We start from the raw sequence: 17,382 nt of genomic DNA, 5'->3' as shown, positions 1-17,382 counted from the left end.
AAGAACGTCCAGGTCCCCATGGAAGTTTTCAGGATCGTCCTCCCCTGGGAGAAGGAGGCGATAAGCGGCGAAGCGAAGAAGGTCATCCCCCTAGTGGACAGGGTCACCGAACTCGACTGGCTCAAGACGACCGTCGAGAGGGCAGCGGTCAAAGGGGAAGGGAACCTTGTCCTGGTCGCGGGGGAGGCAGGCGTCGGCAAGACACGGCTGGCGGAGGAACTGCTCGGCTATTCCCGCGGCATGCACATCACCACGCTCCACGGAAGGTGCTCCAGGCGAGAAGGGAAGATCCCCTACGCGCCCTGGATAGAGCAGATCAGGGAATATTTGCGGAGCAGCCCACAGCAACTCCAGTACAAGGTGATCGGCAACTATGGGGCCGAGGTCGCGAAGCTCGTCCCGGAGATGACCACGTCCCTGGGCCCTGTAAACTCCATCAGCGTCGGCTCTGTAGACCAGGACCGCCTCAGGTTCATAGACGGCATATCCCAGCTGGTGGTCAACATCTCCAAGGAGGGCCCGGTCCTCCTGGTCATCGACGACATGAACTGGGCTGACGCCGGCTCCCTGGACCTCCTCAAGGCGGTAGCAAGGCAGACCGCGAGCCACCGGATAATGTTGCTCGGCATCTACAGGGACGTCGAAGTCGAGGAAGACTCGGAGCTCTTCGAGTTCCTCTACGAGGTGAAGAGGGAGAAACTGGGGGAGTCGCTGGGCCTGAAGGGGTTCGGGCCTGAAGACACTGCGCTGATGATCGGAGAGATACTTGGCCAGAAGTCGGTGGACGCCGAGTTCAGGGACCTCGTGTTCTCCAAGACGGGAGGCAACCCGTTCTTCATCGAGGAGCTGGTCAGGTCCTTGGTCGAGCAGGGGGTCCTCTTCCGCACGGCGACGGGCTGGGACAGGAAGCCGATATCCGAGATTGAAATCCCAAGCGGAGTCAGAACGGTCATTAAACAGAGGCTCAGCAATCTCGACGAGGAGAGCCTTACGGTCCTCTCGGTGGCATCGGTGACGAGCTCGGAGTCGAAGGAGTTCTCGTTCGCGCTTCTGAAGGCGGTGACAGGGATGGAGGAGGAGCGGCTGGTCGACGTGATGGACCGGATACTCAAGACCCGGCTGATAAGGGAGACAAAGATGGCCGGGGGGCGACCGGGGTTCACCTTCACCGACACGAGGATACGCGACGCCATCTATGATGAGATGACTGTCCTGAGGCGGAGCAGGTACCACCTCAAGGCGGCGCATGGTATCGAAGAGATTTACAAGAACAGACTGGAGGATGTCTACGGCGTACTGGTCTTTCACTATCTGAAAGGCAACGACCCGGTCAAGTGCCTCGACTACGCGTTGAAGGCCGCCGACAGGGCCTCGGGAGTCTACGCCCACGGAGAGGCAATCAACTATCTGAGAATCGCGTTGGAGGCCCTCGAAGACTCCCCCGATGTTTCGATGCGGAGCAGGGTCCTTGAGAAGCTAGGGGAGGCGAGCAGGTACGCCGGCCGCCCGGACTACGCCAAGCATCTGGACGAGGCGGCCCGGCTTGCTGTAAAGGCGGGCGAGAAGGAGCGGGCGGCCGTGATCTACAGGAAATTGGCGTTCTGGGTCTTTGACATGAATAGGGAGAACGTCAGCGCTCCCACCCAGTACTTCGATAAGGCCAAGGCCCTCCTGGCAGACGCGGGAGAAACGGCGGAGGTGGCGTATTTTGACCACGCCCTGGCGAGGTTCTATTTCATAATCGGGAAGCTCTCCGAATCGCAGGAGCTTGCTACGAAGTCGCGTGCCCTTGCCGAGAAGCTGAAACTCCCCGAGGTCGAGGCCCACTCCCTCCTTACGCTGGCCATACTTGCGCCTGCCTCAGAGCGGGAGGCTAAGTTCCGAAACATGCGGAGGGCCCTGCAGATAGGTCTGGAGCACAACTATTACGACGTCATAATCAGATCGTACAACAATCTGACGGTGGACAGCCAGAACATTCAGGACACCCTGAAGTATTCCAACGATGCGCTTTCCTACTTCGAGAAAATCGGCTACAAGCCGTACATAGAGTACGCCAAACTGCTAGTTGGCGACTCCAGTGGGATTAATGGGGACGTGGAGCGGGCGAAACAAATCTTCCAGGAATTCCTTTCAGACCCATCGGCAAGTCAGAGTAACAGAAGAGCGGCTTTGTCCAGCATGGGAGAGCTCTTGCTGTATCAGGGACGCTTCAAAGAATCAGAAGAATACCTCCTCAGATATCAGGGGATACTCGAAGGTGGCCAGGACTTCCAAGAGTTTCTCAGGGCCTATAGCGACCTCGGGGTCCTCTATCTGGAGTCTGGGGACTTTGGGAAGGCGAAGGAGAACCTGAACGCGTTCATGAAGAACGCCCATGAAAAGGACCTCTTCAAGACATTCACCTATGCTGGATACATTTCGGGGGCCCTCTGGTATGGCGAGATGGCATCGGTAAAGCTTGGAGAGATGGAGGCGGCTCGGCAGACGTTACGTGAAGCAAAAGAACTTTCTGCGACAGTCCCTTCAGACCAGGTTGTGGGGTTGGCCAGCGCAACCGAAGGCGCAATGCTGTTGGCCGAGAAGAAGTTTCCTGAGGCAGAAGCCGCCTACGAGAAGGCAGTTGAACATGCGAGAAAGGCGAATCCTGTTTTCTATACCGCGAGGATGCTAATGGAGTATGGCACGGCCTGTCTGGGGAACGGACATCCTGATAAGGCGAAGAAGGCCTTTGCCGAGGCTCTCGAAATATTTACCCGCATGAAATCAGACCCCTACGTTGAAAGGATGAAGTCTGCCGCGGCGGCCATTCCTGTGACCTGAGTGCTTGGGAAGGGTCATGCTTCAACCTGCAACCTTATGGTACCAATCGTTTTATAGCAAATGTCACTGTACAGTATGCGATGCCGACCCGGACCAAGGGGCATGCCGTAGCCGTCAGCACAGAATCCGGGGCCTATCTTCTCACGGCGGAAGAGGGAGCCAAGAAATGGCGAAAGTCCGGACCGATGCTCAAGGGAGAGAGCGTCAACTCGATGACTTACGATTCAAAGCAGGGCCGACTGTATGCAGCGACCCACACCGAAGGCGTCTTCGTCTCTGACAACCTGGGGAAGAAGTGGACGCCGGCAAACAAGGGCCTGCATGTGAAGAAGGTATGGACAATCGAGCTCGACCCCAAAAAGCGAGGTACGCTCTACGCTGGAACGCAGTATGGTCATCTTTTCAGGTCAGATAGCGGAGGCGATTCCTGGGAGGAGGTCGGGGGCCTGTTCACCGCCCCGGGCAGGAAGGATTGGGGGGTCGATTGGGGTTTCGGCACGACGGGCCTCTGCATCCACACCATCAGGGTGGACCCGAGAAACCGTAAGCGGATCTTCATCGTGGCGTCTGGGAACGGCCCCTACAGGAGCGATGATGGAGGGGCCACATGGAAGCGCCTTCAAGATGGGGTCATGGATGGATGCCCAATCGGCGCAGGCGAAAACGCGCCAGCGATACCAAAGCCCGACAGGGAGGCAAAGATGGAGGAACATCTCAAACAGGTACATGCCTGCACCCACAAGCTCGAACTCTCGAAGGTCGACCCGGAAGTCGCGTTTCAGCAGAACCACTGTGGAGTCTTTCTTTCTCGGGACGCCGGCGACCATTGGAAGGACGTGAGCCCCCAGCCCAAGGCCAGACATGGGTTCCCGATGGTCATCGTAGAGAATGGTCGAAGGAGGGCGTACACGGTCCCGGCTTACCAGGGTCCAGAGAACGGAGGCTGCACGAAGCACAACTCCTGCATAAGGGGACAGCTCGCGGTCCTCAGGACTGATGATGATGGGAAGGGCTGGAAGAAGCTCACTTCTGGCCTCCCGAGCGGCGTTCACACCTGTGTGCTCAGGGACGCGATGGCTTCAGGGGCTCGCGGTGTGTATTTCGGAACTACGACTGGCGAAGTGTATGCCAGTGAAGACAGAGGAGATTCTTGGAATAGGATGCTTGAGGGGGTAGACAGAATCCAGGGCGTCTCCTCGTTCCCGATCTCTTGATCTCGTTGGAGCTCCGGTTGTGGATTGTTTTTGATCGTGAGTTGGCAGGAGATCAATTCCTGATTGGGCCCTAGGTAACCCTTAGGAGATCCGGCTAAGGACCGACCTGCTTTCGGGGGGCCCTTAGAATTGACTTTGCGAAGGTTCTAACCCCTGGGGATCTTTCGAATAACGTCGATCCTAAGAGTTGCCTCTGTCTCTTCGTCATCCTCATAATCGGGGTCTTGCTCCATTTCGTCGATGATTACTATCACGACATTCTCATCGTATTTTGATGTCCAAGAGTAATCGTAATTGGTCGTCCTAGGCGACTCCCAGTAATTATCATTGCCTTCAACATCGGGGTCGAAAGAATCAAAATCGTCTTCACTCATTATTTGGACCGAAACTGGATCTTCCGATTCTACATGAATTTTGATCGTGTCACCCTTGTTTAGTTCTGCGCGAAAATCTTGAAAATCTTCAAAGTGAATATGCCCGTCACTTATTGATTCGACTTCAGGTCTTAATTGTCGATTGCTTGTCTTTTCCCTTTTTCGATGAAACTCCTCTTGTGAAACGGTCTGTGGACTGGAAAAGATCACTGTATCAGCCTTATTTATGACTGGTGAATTATTGGGATTTGTCTGGTTTGTCTGAATATTCCTGCTTCCAGATTGGGTAGCCTTGATGCTTTTGTTCTCACCCTGAATTCGGTTGTAAGTGATCCTTACTTCAAATGCTCCAACTGCTGATAACCCAATACCTAGGAGGGCGGATGCCCAGCCGTTGGGAAGACTCGACAGGCCACTCACAAGTACTATCAGACCAATGACGAAGAGAAGGACGTAACCGAGCATCTTGTTTTCATCAACTTCTCTGGGCAAATCCGAGAGTTCGTTGTATGATGTTCTACTATATTACTTATTTCTGAACTCGTAGTCGAAATGGCTATGATACATGCAAGACCAGGTGCCTTAACGACTACGTAACAGGTAAGGAAACAACCTGTACGGAAGCTGATCACTAAGAAAAGTTGGAGCTTTGTTTGCGGGATCGATTTTGCCTTTCACCATGTTAATGAATATTTGAAGGAACCCACTCAGAAACAAGAACAGGCCTATCGCTCCTAGCCCAAGTTCTGTATTGAACCATAAGCGAGTGACTAAGGAAGCAGTTGATTCAGGAATAGCGTAGTATTGAGGGACGAATATGTTCCACATCATTAGGAATCCGCCGCCAAAGAATCGTAACGGAGGACTCTGGAATGAGAGTTGGCGCCCAGTGAAGTTGGGATTGTTGACTCCAAGTGTTCCAATCCCAAGAGAAAAAGCTGCCCCGATCTCGAACAGGATTAAGGTGAAGGAACCCGTGGCGAGAGCCTGTGTGTCAGTATACATTCCTAATATCTCCCACATGAAGAACAAACCTGCATAAGCAGGCGTGAGGACAGCGATAATCAAAATCTTCCTTCGCTTTCGTCCGAGGTAGGCGAGTAGTCGATTCATATCTTGTGTTCGCGTTGGTCCTGGCCATATTTATGCAGTGTGCGGCAATCCGCCAATTCACGCGTAGTTGCTCAGGGTCAACCCTCGCAAGGATGGGGTATTTTCTGGGCCAGAGTGGTCGTTATCAAAGCCCAAAGATTAGTTGCGCATGCGAAGATCCAAAAACCTCCCGATTGTTGCTATCGGAAATAGAACATACTTTTTCGATCTGAGGCTAAGACAAGTCAGAAGGACATCGAATCCGAATGATTTCTTGGAACTTTCGATTGGAGATTGTTTAGCCATCGTGTATCAACTCAAGCACGGAGTTTATGAATTCGAGGGTGAAGACTTTGGGATGTGAAGGACTCTGTTACGGAAGTCGAGCAGCTAAAATTGATGGTAAAGAAATTCTCCGATGATAGAGACTGGGACAAATACCACAACGCAAAGGATCTGGCCATCGGAGTTGTGACGGAGAGTTCAGAATTGTTGCAGCGCTTTAGGTTCAAGTCAGACAAAGAGATCGATTCGTTGCTGAAATCTCCAAAAGCCAGGCTTGCAATCGGCGAGGAGATAGCTGATACGCTATACTTCCTTCTCAGATTGGCCCAACGTTATGACTTCGACCTTTCCACTGAACTGCAGAAGAAGATCGAGAAGAACGAAACTAGGTACCCAATAAAAACCGCAAAAGGATCAAATAAGAAATATGATGAGTTGACCGCTTGAAGCTCTATTCTGGAACTACCCATGAATTCGTTCGGGACATTCTTGAGAACAAACTCACTGATGAACTAAGGAGAGCGTACGAGGATTACTTCTATAGGGTAGCAAACCCTTCAGAAGTCGCTTCGTGGACAAACTCGCTACAATTTGTCAAGAATCTCGTTGAGCTGGCATCTCTGAATGACAACCAGATTATTGTCGAATACATTCCTCCATACTCGAGCATGAGAATCGATTGTATGCTCTTCGGCCGGGGAAGCAACCAAGCAGACAATGTCGTTTTGATTGAGCTCAAACAGTGGACGAAGGTAACGGAATCTGAAATACAAGATAATGTTGTGACGTTTGTTGGAGGTGCCGATCGATCTGAAGCTCATCCGTCTTTCCAAGCCAAAGGATATGATGGGTATTTGCGAGACTATCTACGGGTCTTTGAGGATAACCCACCGCTAAACCTCACCTCCGTGGCCTACTGCCACAATTACTCTAAGACTTCCGATGTACTCTTCGGCCCCAATTTTCAGGACATTTTGGAGAGATACCCTTTGTTCGCGAAAGAAGACGTGACGAAGCTAGCCGAACTGTTGAAATTCAAATTAGCCTCTGGGCACGGACTTGAGGTCTTCAATCGGTTCACTAACAGTTCGGTGGGACCTTCAAAGAAGCTCCTTGAACATGCGAGAAGGATGATAGAAGGCCAGAACGCATTTCACCTAGTGGAAGACCAAATAACGGCGTACAACACAATAATCGACAGAGCGAAGAAATCTGCACGACTTGGGAAGAAGACCGTCATAGTTGTCCAGGGCGGACCAGGGACGGGCAAGTCTCTAATTGCACTAAATGCGGTGGCAGAATTGGGGTCGAAAGGCATCAAAGTCTTTCACGCAACAGGATCAGCGGCCTTTACCAGCACCCTTCGTAAGATCCTTGGCCAACGGGCGGGAACCCTCTTCAAGTACTTCAACAGCTTCTCCAACACAGGAGAGAACGAAATCGACGTCTTAGTATGCGATGAAGCCCATAGAATACGGAGAACAAGTAATGACAGATACACGAAGAGAGATGAACGGTCAGAGAAACCGCAAGTCGATGAGCTCATCGGCAGCGCAAAACTCTCGGTCTTCTTTATTGATAATTATCAAGTTGTAAGACCATTTGAAATCGGAAGTACACAGCTAATCAAAGACACCGCCAGGAAGTTTGGAGCTGATTTCTATGAGTTCGAGTTGAAGACCCAGTTCCGTTGCAGCGGTTCGGATGGGTATCTCAACTGGTTGGATAATACCTTGGGTGTCCGTGAAACGCCAAACAAAATGCTAACGCCGAGTGAGAAGATGGATTTCCGGATTTTTGACAACCCCCTTTCGCTCTACGAAGCGATTCGGGCGAAGAATGACGAGAAGCCCAACTCTGCACGAATGGTAGCGGGCTTCTGTTGGCCTTGGAGCGACCCCAATCCTGATGGCACTCTCAAAGAGGACGTCGTGATTGGGGAATTCAGAATGACTTGGGAAGCCAAGAATGAGGCGAGCCGTGTCGCCCCAGGAATCCCAAGAGCAAAATTTTGGGCCTTCGACCCGAATGGGGTGGATCAGATGGGAAGCATCTACACGATTCAAGGCTTTGAGTTTGATTATGTCGGAGTCGTCTTCGGAAAAGACTTATTGTTTGATTCCGCCCGAAGGATATGGGTAGGAGAGCCTAAGAACTCTGCAGATGGCTCCGTAAAAAGGGACAAAGAGAACTTCCTCCTCTACGTCAGAAATGCATACAGAGTGTTGATGACCAGAGGGATGCTTGGCTGTTACGTGTGCTTTATGGACAAGAATACGGAGGATTATTTCAGGTCCCGAATCGACCAAGGCTTGCTCCATCGAGGGCCATCAGCTTTGCAAAAGTAAGGAACGCAATTGGCAACTCGATTGGGATAGGGATGAGTTGTGCAGACTCTTGAGTCGGCGTCAATATCCTCAGCGATAGTTTGGCGAATTCTTTGGCCCGTTTCATAATTTAGGGCTAGTAACTGGACTTCCGCAGCACTGGCAAAACATAGGTATCAAACGCAATCGAAGACGGATCAAGCCGAATTGAACAGACAAGAAGGCCAAACGGCTCGTAAAGCTACGCAGTTGAAGCCCCAAAGATTTTCAAAGCTGTTTCTCCCTTCTCAGTCAGGAACACATCACTCCTTCTTCCGCTCGATTCAACTACAATGAAGTTCCATTCTCTCTCCATCGGATTGAGTATCGCACGCAGCTGGCTGTGTTTCGCAGACGCGCTCAAGGATATCTTCGTCTCGTCTCTCAGCCCGATGATCCTGGCCGACTCCAACTCCTCGATGAGCTTTGCCTTCCTCATCTTCCCCGAGTTAGCTTTGAGCATCCCGAGAACCTTCAGCTGGTCGGGTCTCGGCTTCCTGATTTCATACACAGGGAAGGTCTCGGGGTCTTCGACGTGCTCAGTAGGCGGAACGTCTAACGTCCTAGCAGATGGGTAAGATACTGGTGCGTAGTAGGGAGATGCTCCCCAGAGCATACAAGCGAGCATCCCGGCCATAGCGGTTACCTTGGTTCCAGTCGAGACGTTGATGTACACGAAGTTCCCTGCCGCTCGCTCCTGAGTCACGATGCTCCGAAATCTCTCAAGGCACTCGTAAAGGTCCCAGATGTCGACGAATACCTCCTCTACTTGGATGTGTTTGTAATTCTGCAAAAGCTCCTTCTTGACTGAGGCGAAGTACTTTTTGGCTGAATCATCCGTGCGATAAGTCACCAGGTACACCTTGTCCGCCTGCATTCTGACGAGCGGTTCCGTCACTCTTCGGAATTCGTACCCAACGGGAGTAATATGAATCCTGAGGTTCCCCAACATTGCTGCTATTGTGGCGCTTGTTGTCGTTATTAACCTTGTTAGCCTGAACATCGTTAAATACCGGCTGTAGAATTATCAGACTCATGGCAGCAGAATCGAAGGAGAACAAGGTTTTCTTAATCTTCGTGAACAAGAAGGAGTTGAAGGTGCAGGAGGAAGTCCTTACAGGGCAGCAGATTCTCACAGCTGCCGGATACGACCCTAGTCAATACTCGCTCTATTTGATCCGCGGACAAAAGAGCGATCCAATTCAGCCTGGCGAGCCCGTCAAGATGGAGAACGGACTTCATTTCAACGCGATTCTAAGCAATGCTCAGTACGGCTGGAAGTTTGATTCCTGATGAACTGAACCGGGACCTTTCCACCTTGGCTGAAAGGGGCTTCGAATACCAGGTCAGAGAAGAGGGGCCAAGGGTATACGTCCTGTTCGCAAATTATCCCCTTCCAAGCGACGTCTATTACCTTGGTGGGATGTCCGTGGACACGACGAGGCTGTTGATATTCACGACCCAGTTCTACCCGAACGCAGGGTTTGACATGTTTTGGGTGGAAGAAGGTCTGACACTCAAGGGAGGTGGCATCCCTAAGAACGCCGATGTCATTGAGACATACCTCGGTCAACAATGGAGGCGATTCAGCTACCATCCCTACAACAATCGCCCGTGGAATCCTTCCGAGGACAACGTGGTCAGTTTCATGGCAAATGTGGACCACAGACTTGGGAGAGGTGACTAAGTTGTTCAAGATCATCTTCCCTGGGAAGCTGTTTGACGAAATGATTCGGCATCTAAGGAGCAGCAGAGACAAGGAGAGCGGATGCTACCTTTTGGCCCATCGTTATGCCGGCAGGGGAGATATCATGGTGGCGACAATCGTAGGGATAATCAAGCCAGAGACGGGATCCTGGGAGCGGCAAGGCGAACATACGCTGAGGCCTACTTCGGCATTTATCAATCAGGCTGCAGTGGCTGCCGAAAGAGAAGGATGCGGCTTGTTCTTCGTCCACACTCATCCTAACTTGGATCATCCCCCTACCTTTAGTCCCATCGACGAGGAGACAAATTCTAGGCTGCTCCCGAATCTTGCTGAGATACTCCCTGGTGCGCCGATTGGTAGCCTAGTCCTCAGCGGTGCAGGGTTATATGGCGAAATCCTTCAACAAAACAAACTACGCCCGATAACCATTGCGAAGGTCAATGGTAGGACGACGTCTACTTTGGACGTCCCCGGGATTAAAGGCTTCGCCGGATCGTCATCAGAGCGGGTCGATAGGCAGGTCAGAGCCCTCGGAAACAAAGTGCAGATCCAAATCGCCCAGAGCACGGCCGTCATTGTCGGCGCAGGGGGCACCGGTTCAGCAGTTGCCACTCAGCTCGCCAGGATGGGGATTAAGAAGCTCATTTTGATTGACATGGACAGCATAGACCAAAGCAATCTCTCAAGAGTCTATGGCGCGAACCAGAAGGATGTTGGAAAGAGCAAAGTGAGAGTGTTGAAGAAATATCTCGAAAGTTTCTCCAATACCGAAGTCGAGGCTGTTGTGGCAGATGTGACGAAGGAGGACGTCACGAAGACAATCGCAGAGTCAGACGTAATCTTCGGATGCACAGATAATCTGACTAGTCGCGCCTTAATGAACGACGTTGCCCTCCAATATTACATCCCGCTGGTCGACATTGGGTGTAGGATTCATCTTTACGAACACCGAGCGATACGTCAGGCCGTTGTAAAGGTACAGGTCGTCACCCCAGACGACGCATGCCTCTGGTGCACTGGAACTCTCGAAGGCATGGCTATTCTTCAAGAATCAATGTCACCGGCAGAGAAGCGGCGATTGGTGAGTGAGGGATATTACGAACCTGCCGAAAAACAACCAAGCGTAATTTCGATTACCAGTCTCGCCGGGAGCGTTGGAGTGAACAAATTCCTCGCACTCCTCGGCGTCTTCGGAGATGACTATCCGACCAGAACGCAAATCGAACTCAAATCGGAATTCATGATTAGCGACAGCCCGAATATTCGCCAGGATTGCGTGTGTCACGCTAGGCGAGGAATGGGAGACAGTCGAAGGATAGCTTTCCCTAAGACTAAGGCGCTGAAGACAATTGGTCCGGATGCCTAGACCTCTGGTTCTAGAGGGCTGCTGGATAGTTCCTAGGCAGGACCTACACTTTCTCGAATCCGGCCGCGTAAATGCCGAGCTTAGAAACACATCAGGAACGAAGCTCATTCTGGAGGACTTAGCGGTTATCTTCCAGGCCGAAAGAGGACTGCGGTCATTAGAGGCACGCACTCGCAAGCGAGTCGTTATCGAACCGAAAGGCAGAATCCGAGTGACCGTCCAGTTTTTGGCTGAGCTATCCTTGATTCCCTACACTAACACTTTCTCATTCATCACACATTACAGAACCATTGGGTCGTCCACATCGACCAAGTTGGACATCCCGCCCCCTCCCTTCCAGAATGTGCTATCCCTGTACCCATCGGCTAGGACCGAGCACTACTTCTTTCTGAGCCACAGGATTCCCGATGACGAGGAGCTCGCCTCGAAGCTTGACAGGTACCTGCAGAAGATTGGTTATGCTGGATTCCTCGCAGAAGGCGAGCTTCGAATTGGTGCGAAAGTCTGGGAAGAAAAGATCGAACCAGCCATGCAGGACCCCCGCTGTTCCGGAGTTATCTTCCTATGGACTTCGAAGGCCCATAATCATCCTGCAGCAATGAGGCGGGAACTGAAACTTGCGAAGAAGTACAAGAAGAAGGTGATGTTGCTTCTCCAGAAAAGGGTGCCTCGTCCAGAGGGCTTTCCCAGGAAACCCGAATTCCAGCTTAGTGTGGGGAACACAATTGGAGACTTTGATCTGATTGAGCTCACAAAATCTATTGCTCGTGCCCATGTTAGAGGAGAAATCTAGCCTGCTCTGTCCAACTCGCATAGGTTGCTTTGTTGATGTTGCCGAAAGTCGCCCACAATGCTCTGAGGATCTTTAGAGCCGATCCAAATGAAAGGAACTTAACAAGTATCCGAGTCCGACCGCGGGTCGGAGTTTAGGGAAGGGTCAGGGTGAAGTTATTTGCTAGGGGAGGATTCGGCACTCCATTGATTTGGAGGGAAACCACTACAAAATAGGTGCCAGGAGGTATTTGGTTTGCAGCTATCGTTGCATTCACGTTGTATTCCTTAGTGTCGCGGATGGATAACACGGGCGAACTGAAGACCCCGGTAAATCCAACTGACTTGAAGGTCGCGATTATGGTGAAGTTGACCTTGTGAGCTGGGAACAATTGCGGGGGAACCCAAGCTGTATTGTTGGTCCATTTTGGATATGTAGCATAGAAGGAAGAGTAGAGCAAGCCAACTAGATTGTCGATACGCGTGTCTGAAAATGTAACCGTAGATATGCCTCCATACCCTGGCCTGTCCGTAGTTAATGGGAGCGCAGAGACATACCCTCTTGCAAGAATCTCGACATTGTAAAAGCGGCTACCGATAGTCACGATAGGAAGGGCAAACACGATTATTATCGCAATAGCTGCGACCAGCTTAATGTTCTTCTTCATGGCGATTTGGGTGTCCGTACAGTAATAATGGCTAGGATTGTTTTGTGTGGCTGCACGTATAGGTTGACGTATAGCTCAGGTGAGTTCGTAATCTTGGTGAAGTCGACCGAAGAAGGACAGTTGCAGGATCCTGTATAGGTAGCGTTTTTCTGGAGATTCAGCAGGTAAAGGTGAACGACATGAAGGTAGTCCGACACTTTGTTAACAATCGTTAATCCTATTGTTTCTACTATAGTGCCATTTGCTAGAGTTTCAGATTGCTTGACTAGGCTAGCCTGGATCTTCCCCGTGACAATGTCGTAGAAGCTAAGAGTGACTCCTGATTTTGTAAACTGACCAAAAGCGCTGGGGTGAACCTCGAAATTTGTTATGTTTCCGCTCGGCCGCTTGACATAAGAAGCAATCACGGAACCAAATGCCTTGTACCCTATGATGTTGTACTGCCCATAAAAGGACACGTAGCCCAGGTAGGGCGAACCAGCAGTGGTGCTGAAATTGCTGGGATTTGCGAAGGAAATATTCATGTAAGGAATCACTGGATTGAGAAAGACATAGGTCTTAGTGACGAGGACTAGCGTGTAATTTCCTCTGAGATTTGACGCCGAGGTAAACAGAATTGTGTTGTCATAGTGGGTCGAAACATTTAGAATTTGAGGCGTGTAAACTGCGTATGAACTGTCGAATAGCGGGATGTACAACCCGAGCAACACCGTCACCAGGACAACCAATATTCGCGACCAGAGGTCGGACCTGTTTGTTCTGTTTTCAGGAAAATGGTGGGAACGAAGTTTCCCTACGACGCCAATCGGCCAAGAATAAGTGGTGACCATGGATGCGAGTTCCCCGGCGTCAGGCGGTGAAACCAACACGGTTAGCGGAAACAGAACAAATATTGGATATACGAGTAGTGATAGGAAGACCCAGCCTACGACTTGTGCCAGCAAAAAGGCTACAGAATCGGGAGCTTTGTTGCCAATCCATATGTAATTAGAAATTAGGAGAGACACGCTGAAAATGGTGATGAGGTATGGAAACCGCATTTGTCTATTTTGTAGCAGTCTTTTGGCAGGCTCGATTCCGAATGAACTTAATGAGTGTTTTTCATTTAGTCTCCATCTCGCAAGAAGCACGAAAGCCGCAGCCCCGAACAGATACAAACCAGCGCTGAAGTCATACGTTATGCCGACATGATCTAGAAAAGTCCAAATTAGGAGATCGAGAATCCAACCGAAAAGTGAAATTGGAACTCCAAAAAGGAATCCAAAGATCAGACGTTCCCCAAAACCAGATTTGTCCCAAAACTTTGTATCGTAGAAATAGAAGAAAAGAATGGTGTACCCGATTGCAATCGAAAGTATGAGGAACGGTGGAGTTGGGGTACCTAAGAGCCATGACGTTACCACGTCTGTTATTGACAATTGCCATGCGTTTGACGTCCGCATTCTAAAAGATATAGAGATTCTTTGGGTCGATCTAAGCTTGGATGTTAGGAAAGTAGACGATTCGGCTCGGACGGGAGAGAAAACCCCTCGGCTTCACAGATAATTCACGTATTCCTCTCGAACCCATCCAATGTCTATTCATACGGCTCTCGCAACACGACGGTACAATTTGCTCGGGGCTTGATTTTGGATATTTGATGTAGTCTGGATTTATCACGGCGAGCGGGAGATTAAGAAGAGGAGAATGGCACCTACGGCCAGATTCCATTGATTGATTGGAAGAGCATAGACAATTTCTTTCTGTTCTTGTTGGCCCTTCTCCTTTCCCTCATCCCCTTGGGACTACTCTACACAAGGGCAACAAACGAACCAGGCGTGTTCTATTCAGTCATACTCGTAATCTTCTGTTGTATCCTCGTACCCGCTGTCGTTCACGTGGTTGCCTCCTCTCATAACGCCGCAGGCATAAAACGAATTCGAAGTTGGGCCTTCTTCATTACTTCCAACGTAACCACCTACACTCTGATCCTTGGATGGCCCGCTTACAGTGTTGGTACCTTCGGCCTGGTTGTCTTGAGTACATTATCGGTGTGGATACTCATTGAACTATTGGCGAGAGGTGCGGGGACCAGAGGAATAACAATGGATAACTTCTCAAGGATGTATGTCGGAGTGGGACAAATCTCGGGATTCCTCTTCCCGATCATATTCTTCATTATTTTGACAATATACGAGACAGGAATATATCCGTTCGAGAGCCTTCCAATCACGGCCTTCTTCCTTGTATTTTCCTACCCGATTATCCTCCTCGCGTCTTGTCTGACAATCGTGATAAAGATATCACCGTCCTTATACTCGCGTCGACTACGGCGGAAAAAAGTCGAAGGTAAACACGAAAGTGTGTGGTCCAGCAAGCTCAAGGCGACTCAACCCTGGGCCGTTCTCGCGTTACTAGTGATGGTTGTAGATACGGGGCGCCGAAACAAGAGAACAATATTGCTATTCGTTCTTTCGATGGCCTCATTGGCACTTTTGGGCTTGACGGCTCAAAACATTGGTTACTTCGGATGGCTCCTGATCACTACGCAAAGTGGTATGACTGATACATTGCTAGTAATGTCCCTCGTTTTCTACTTCAGAATCGATACAAATGAGATGATGCTCTCTGACTGGGCGTCGCAATAAGCAATTGAATGCTCGGTCAGGATAGGAGCCAGAGTCCCAAGATCTTTTCGCCACGTATGGGGTTCATTCCACCTCTACTGGAAAAGGCCACGGCACCCTCTTTCGTCTGACCGAAAGGTAAGATGCAACAATCCTGACTGTGATGGGAGATTCAGACTTAAGTGACGCTCGATTCAATGGCCTTCACCTCCGAATGCCTTCTCGAGCCTACAGGGATTTCCTACAGCGGGACAGAGACGTCGACCAGCTCTTGAGGGCCCACGAGAGCGTTGTCAGATCCAGCCACGTCAATGCAGCTGCGGCAGGCGGAACAGGGCTCGCGCAACTGGCTCAGGTTGCTTTGGCGCTCGTTAGGCCCGCTGGGCCGGGACGCCCAGCGGAGGTAGACGCCATCAACAGAGCTGCAATCGTGCTTCTAACAGCTCACCTCGAAGGTTTCTTGGAGGATCTTCATGGAGAGGCAGCTAGTATCCTTCTCATGAACCGAGTCAGGAATTTGGACACATTAATCGATGAGGCTCATGACAGGTTTCGAAACCCCACAATCGATGCCATTACCAAACTGTTCAACACTCTGGGAATGCCAGATTTCCTAGACGGGATGAGCTGGCAAAGGAGCAAGAACGAAGCGGTCAAACGTCGCCTGACCGAATTGGTCAAACTCAGAAACGACATAGCTCACGGAGAGGAGGCAAGGGTTACGAAAAGGAGAGTCGTAGCGGCGAGGAGGTTCGTAGGAATCCTCGCCCAGAAGCTTGACGAGAAAGTTGGCACGGAAATAAGGCAGGTGACGCAGGTAGCTCCTTGGTAGGCCATCGGAGTCGCTTCCGTGGTCCTTAATACCGAATTCGCGACGCTCAGAATCCTTTTCTCGCGATTGTTCAATGGTTGGTAGACGTGTAGTCGTAACGCCCTAAGTTTTGGTCTCAGATACCCAGGGCTTCTCTTAGACCTTTGTACCTATTCCTGATCGTGACTTCTGTCACCCTCGCAGCTTCCGCCACGTCCTTCTGGGTCTTGTCTTCGCCCTCTAGCGTACAGGCGACGTACAGAGCCGAGGCCGCCAGCCCCATCGGATCCTTCCCAGCCGAAATTCCCGTCTGCTTGGCTCTGAACAGAATCTCCCGCGCCCTTCTCTGCGTCTTTTCAGACATCTTCGCCCTCGAAGCAATCCCGGACACGCACCTCGACGCATCGGCCACCGGCATCTGGAAGTCCATCTCCCTGTGCATTAGCCTGTACGACCTTGCGAGGTCCTTCTTCTTGACGTTGCTCACCGCGGCTACGTCCTTCAGCGTCCTCGGGATTTCGCCGTCCCTGCAGGCCGCATAAAGTGAAGCCGCCATCATCGCCGAAATCGACCTTCCCCTGACCAGGTTCCTCTCCAGGGCCTTCCTGTAGAAATAAGCTGCCTTCTCGGTAACAGCCTCTGATACTGTAAGCTTGTCCGCAAGCCTTCGAAGCTCGCTGAACGCCTGGCGGAGGTTCCTGTCTGCGGACGCGTGGACCTGGCTCCTCCTGTCCCATGTCCTCAGCCTTTCGACCGTCGACTTCATCGACCCGGACAGCGACCTGCCTGTCGCGTCCTTGTTGAGGGTCCCTATGACCGTGGCCAGCCCCATGTCGTGCATGGCTATCGACGTCGGGATTCCAGTCCTGCTGCGGTCCCCCTTGTCGTCGCCGGAGAAGGACCTCCATTCCGGTCCCATGTCCACAATCTTCTCCTTGATGACCAGCCCGCAGTCGGCGCAGTAGAGCTCTGACCCAGTGCCGTCGGTCACCATGTTGCCCTTGCCGCAACGTGGGCATTTGTTCGTACTCCTTTCCTGCTTAAGCAGTCGCGAAAAGTTAGTGCTGGACTCTATTTTGGATCACAATCAGAAGTATCCTGTACTTCAGGACCTTGAGAGCTACCCTGGTATATAAAGGACGGGCTCGTGTCTCATTGTCAGACGCTAGCTTATGCGGGAGCAGGCCCGCCGCAATACTGAACTCAATGAGAGAATCATCCGACAAGGAAAAGACGAGACTGCCGGGTGATACCTATGAGGAGTGGCTGGGGACTCAGACCGAGCACCGAGGGAAGGC

General features: G+C 51.2%; 16 protein-coding genes. 10 read left to right on the top strand and 6 right to left on the bottom strand.

Going from position 1 to position 17,382, the window contains the following annotated elements:
• The first annotated feature begins 18 nt into the window (after positions 1-18).
• On the top strand, positions 19-2,823 hold the full coding sequence (locus tag VGS11_04260) for an AAA family ATPase (protein ID HEV2119303.1): 2,805 nt from the start codon (positions 19-21) through the stop codon (positions 2,821-2,823).
• An 80-nt stretch (positions 2,824-2,903) separates the two neighbouring features.
• A complete protein-coding gene (locus VGS11_04255; GenBank protein HEV2119302.1) occupies positions 2,904-4,037 on the top strand; it encodes a hypothetical protein in 1,134 nt (377 codons plus the stop codon).
• Between the two features lie 146 nt (positions 4,038-4,183).
• Here the strand turns inward: VGS11_04255 and VGS11_04250 are convergent, their stop codons facing one another.
• Both VGS11_04250 and VGS11_04245 read right to left on the bottom strand, forming a co-directional pair.
• Positions 4,184-4,903, bottom strand: a complete 720-nt coding sequence (locus VGS11_04250; protein HEV2119301.1) for a hypothetical protein — start codon at positions 4,901-4,903, stop codon at positions 4,184-4,186.
• A 90-nt stretch (positions 4,904-4,993) separates the two neighbouring features.
• Complete coding sequence (locus tag VGS11_04245) at positions 4,994-5,524, bottom strand: hypothetical protein (GenBank protein ID HEV2119300.1); 531 nt, start codon at positions 5,522-5,524, stop codon at positions 4,994-4,996.
• Positions 5,525-5,863: 339 nt separating this feature from the next.
• On the opposite strand from VGS11_04245, the gene VGS11_04240 reads away from it, so the two are divergent.
• Both VGS11_04240 and VGS11_04235 read left to right on the top strand, forming a co-directional pair.
• Entirely contained in the window at positions 5,864-6,235 is a 372-nt protein-coding gene (locus VGS11_04240; protein ID HEV2119299.1) for a nucleotide pyrophosphohydrolase, read from the top strand.
• Positions 6,232-8,136 carry a DUF2075 domain-containing protein gene (locus VGS11_04235; GenBank protein HEV2119298.1) on the top strand — a complete coding sequence of 635 codons (1,905 nt, stop codon included), beginning with the start codon at positions 6,232-6,234 and terminating at the stop codon, positions 8,134-8,136. Before VGS11_04240 ends, VGS11_04235 begins: the two co-directional genes overlap by 4 nt.
• A 220-nt stretch (positions 8,137-8,356) precedes the next feature.
• On the opposite strand, the gene VGS11_04230 is transcribed toward VGS11_04235, so the two are convergent.
• Entirely contained in the window at positions 8,357-9,106 is a 750-nt protein-coding gene (locus VGS11_04230) for a DUF6293 family protein (GenBank protein ID HEV2119297.1), read from the bottom strand.
• Positions 9,107-9,189: 83 nt separating this feature from the next.
• On the opposite strand from VGS11_04230, the gene VGS11_04225 reads away from it, so the two are divergent.
• The 4 genes from VGS11_04225 to VGS11_04210 are packed head-to-tail and all read left to right on the top strand — an operon-like array spanning position 9,190 to position 12,021.
• On the top strand, positions 9,190-9,447 hold the full coding sequence (locus tag VGS11_04225; protein ID HEV2119296.1) for a multiubiquitin domain-containing protein: 258 nt from the start codon (positions 9,190-9,192) through the stop codon (positions 9,445-9,447).
• The gene (locus tag VGS11_04220) at positions 9,416-9,841 is read left to right on the top strand and encodes an E2/UBC family protein (protein HEV2119295.1); all 426 of its coding nucleotides are present in this window, start codon (positions 9,416-9,418) and stop codon (positions 9,839-9,841) included. Before VGS11_04225 ends, VGS11_04220 begins: the two co-directional genes overlap by 32 nt.
• The gene (locus VGS11_04215; GenBank protein ID HEV2119294.1) at positions 9,834-11,228 is read left to right on the top strand and encodes a ThiF family adenylyltransferase; all 1,395 of its coding nucleotides are present in this window, start codon (positions 9,834-9,836) and stop codon (positions 11,226-11,228) included. Before VGS11_04220 ends, VGS11_04215 begins: the two co-directional genes overlap by 8 nt.
• Positions 11,221-12,021 carry a TIR domain-containing protein gene (locus tag VGS11_04210; protein ID HEV2119293.1) on the top strand — a complete coding sequence of 267 codons (801 nt, stop codon included), beginning with the start codon at positions 11,221-11,223 and terminating at the stop codon, positions 12,019-12,021. Before VGS11_04215 ends, VGS11_04210 begins: the two co-directional genes overlap by 8 nt.
• A gap of 133 nt (positions 12,022-12,154) precedes the next feature.
• Here VGS11_04210 and VGS11_04205 read toward each other — a convergent pair whose 3' ends face one another.
• Both VGS11_04205 and VGS11_04200 read right to left on the bottom strand, forming a co-directional pair.
• A complete protein-coding gene (locus VGS11_04205; GenBank protein ID HEV2119292.1) occupies positions 12,155-12,667 on the bottom strand; it encodes a hypothetical protein in 513 nt (170 codons plus the stop codon).
• Positions 12,664-14,070 carry a hypothetical protein gene (locus VGS11_04200; protein ID HEV2119291.1) on the bottom strand — a complete coding sequence of 469 codons (1,407 nt, stop codon included), beginning with the start codon at positions 14,068-14,070 and terminating at the stop codon, positions 12,664-12,666. Before VGS11_04200 ends, VGS11_04205 begins: the two co-directional genes overlap by 4 nt.
• A gap of 306 nt (positions 14,071-14,376) precedes the next feature.
• Here VGS11_04200 and VGS11_04195 point away from each other — a divergent pair, with 306 nt between their 5' ends.
• Both VGS11_04195 and VGS11_04190 read left to right on the top strand, forming a co-directional pair.
• Complete coding sequence (locus tag VGS11_04195) at positions 14,377-15,294, top strand: hypothetical protein (protein ID HEV2119290.1); 918 nt, start codon at positions 14,377-14,379, stop codon at positions 15,292-15,294.
• A gap of 193 nt (positions 15,295-15,487) precedes the next feature.
• Complete coding sequence (locus VGS11_04190) at positions 15,488-16,105, top strand: HEPN domain-containing protein (GenBank protein HEV2119289.1); 618 nt, start codon at positions 15,488-15,490, stop codon at positions 16,103-16,105.
• A gap of 115 nt (positions 16,106-16,220) precedes the next feature.
• Here the strand turns inward: VGS11_04190 and VGS11_04185 are convergent, their stop codons facing one another.
• Positions 16,221-17,132: a TFIIB-type zinc ribbon-containing protein gene (locus VGS11_04185; GenBank protein HEV2119288.1), complete on the bottom strand. Its 912-nt coding sequence runs from the start codon at positions 17,130-17,132 to the stop codon at positions 16,221-16,223.
• Positions 17,133-17,382: the final 250 nt, after the last annotated feature.

This window comes from Candidatus Bathyarchaeia archaeon, assembly GCA_035935655.1.
Lineage (GTDB): Archaea > Thermoproteota > Bathyarchaeia > 40CM-2-53-6 > 40CM-2-53-6 > 40CM-2-53-6.
Note: the sequence above shows the minus strand (reverse complement) of the source record. Positions and strands in the feature narration are given on the sequence as shown.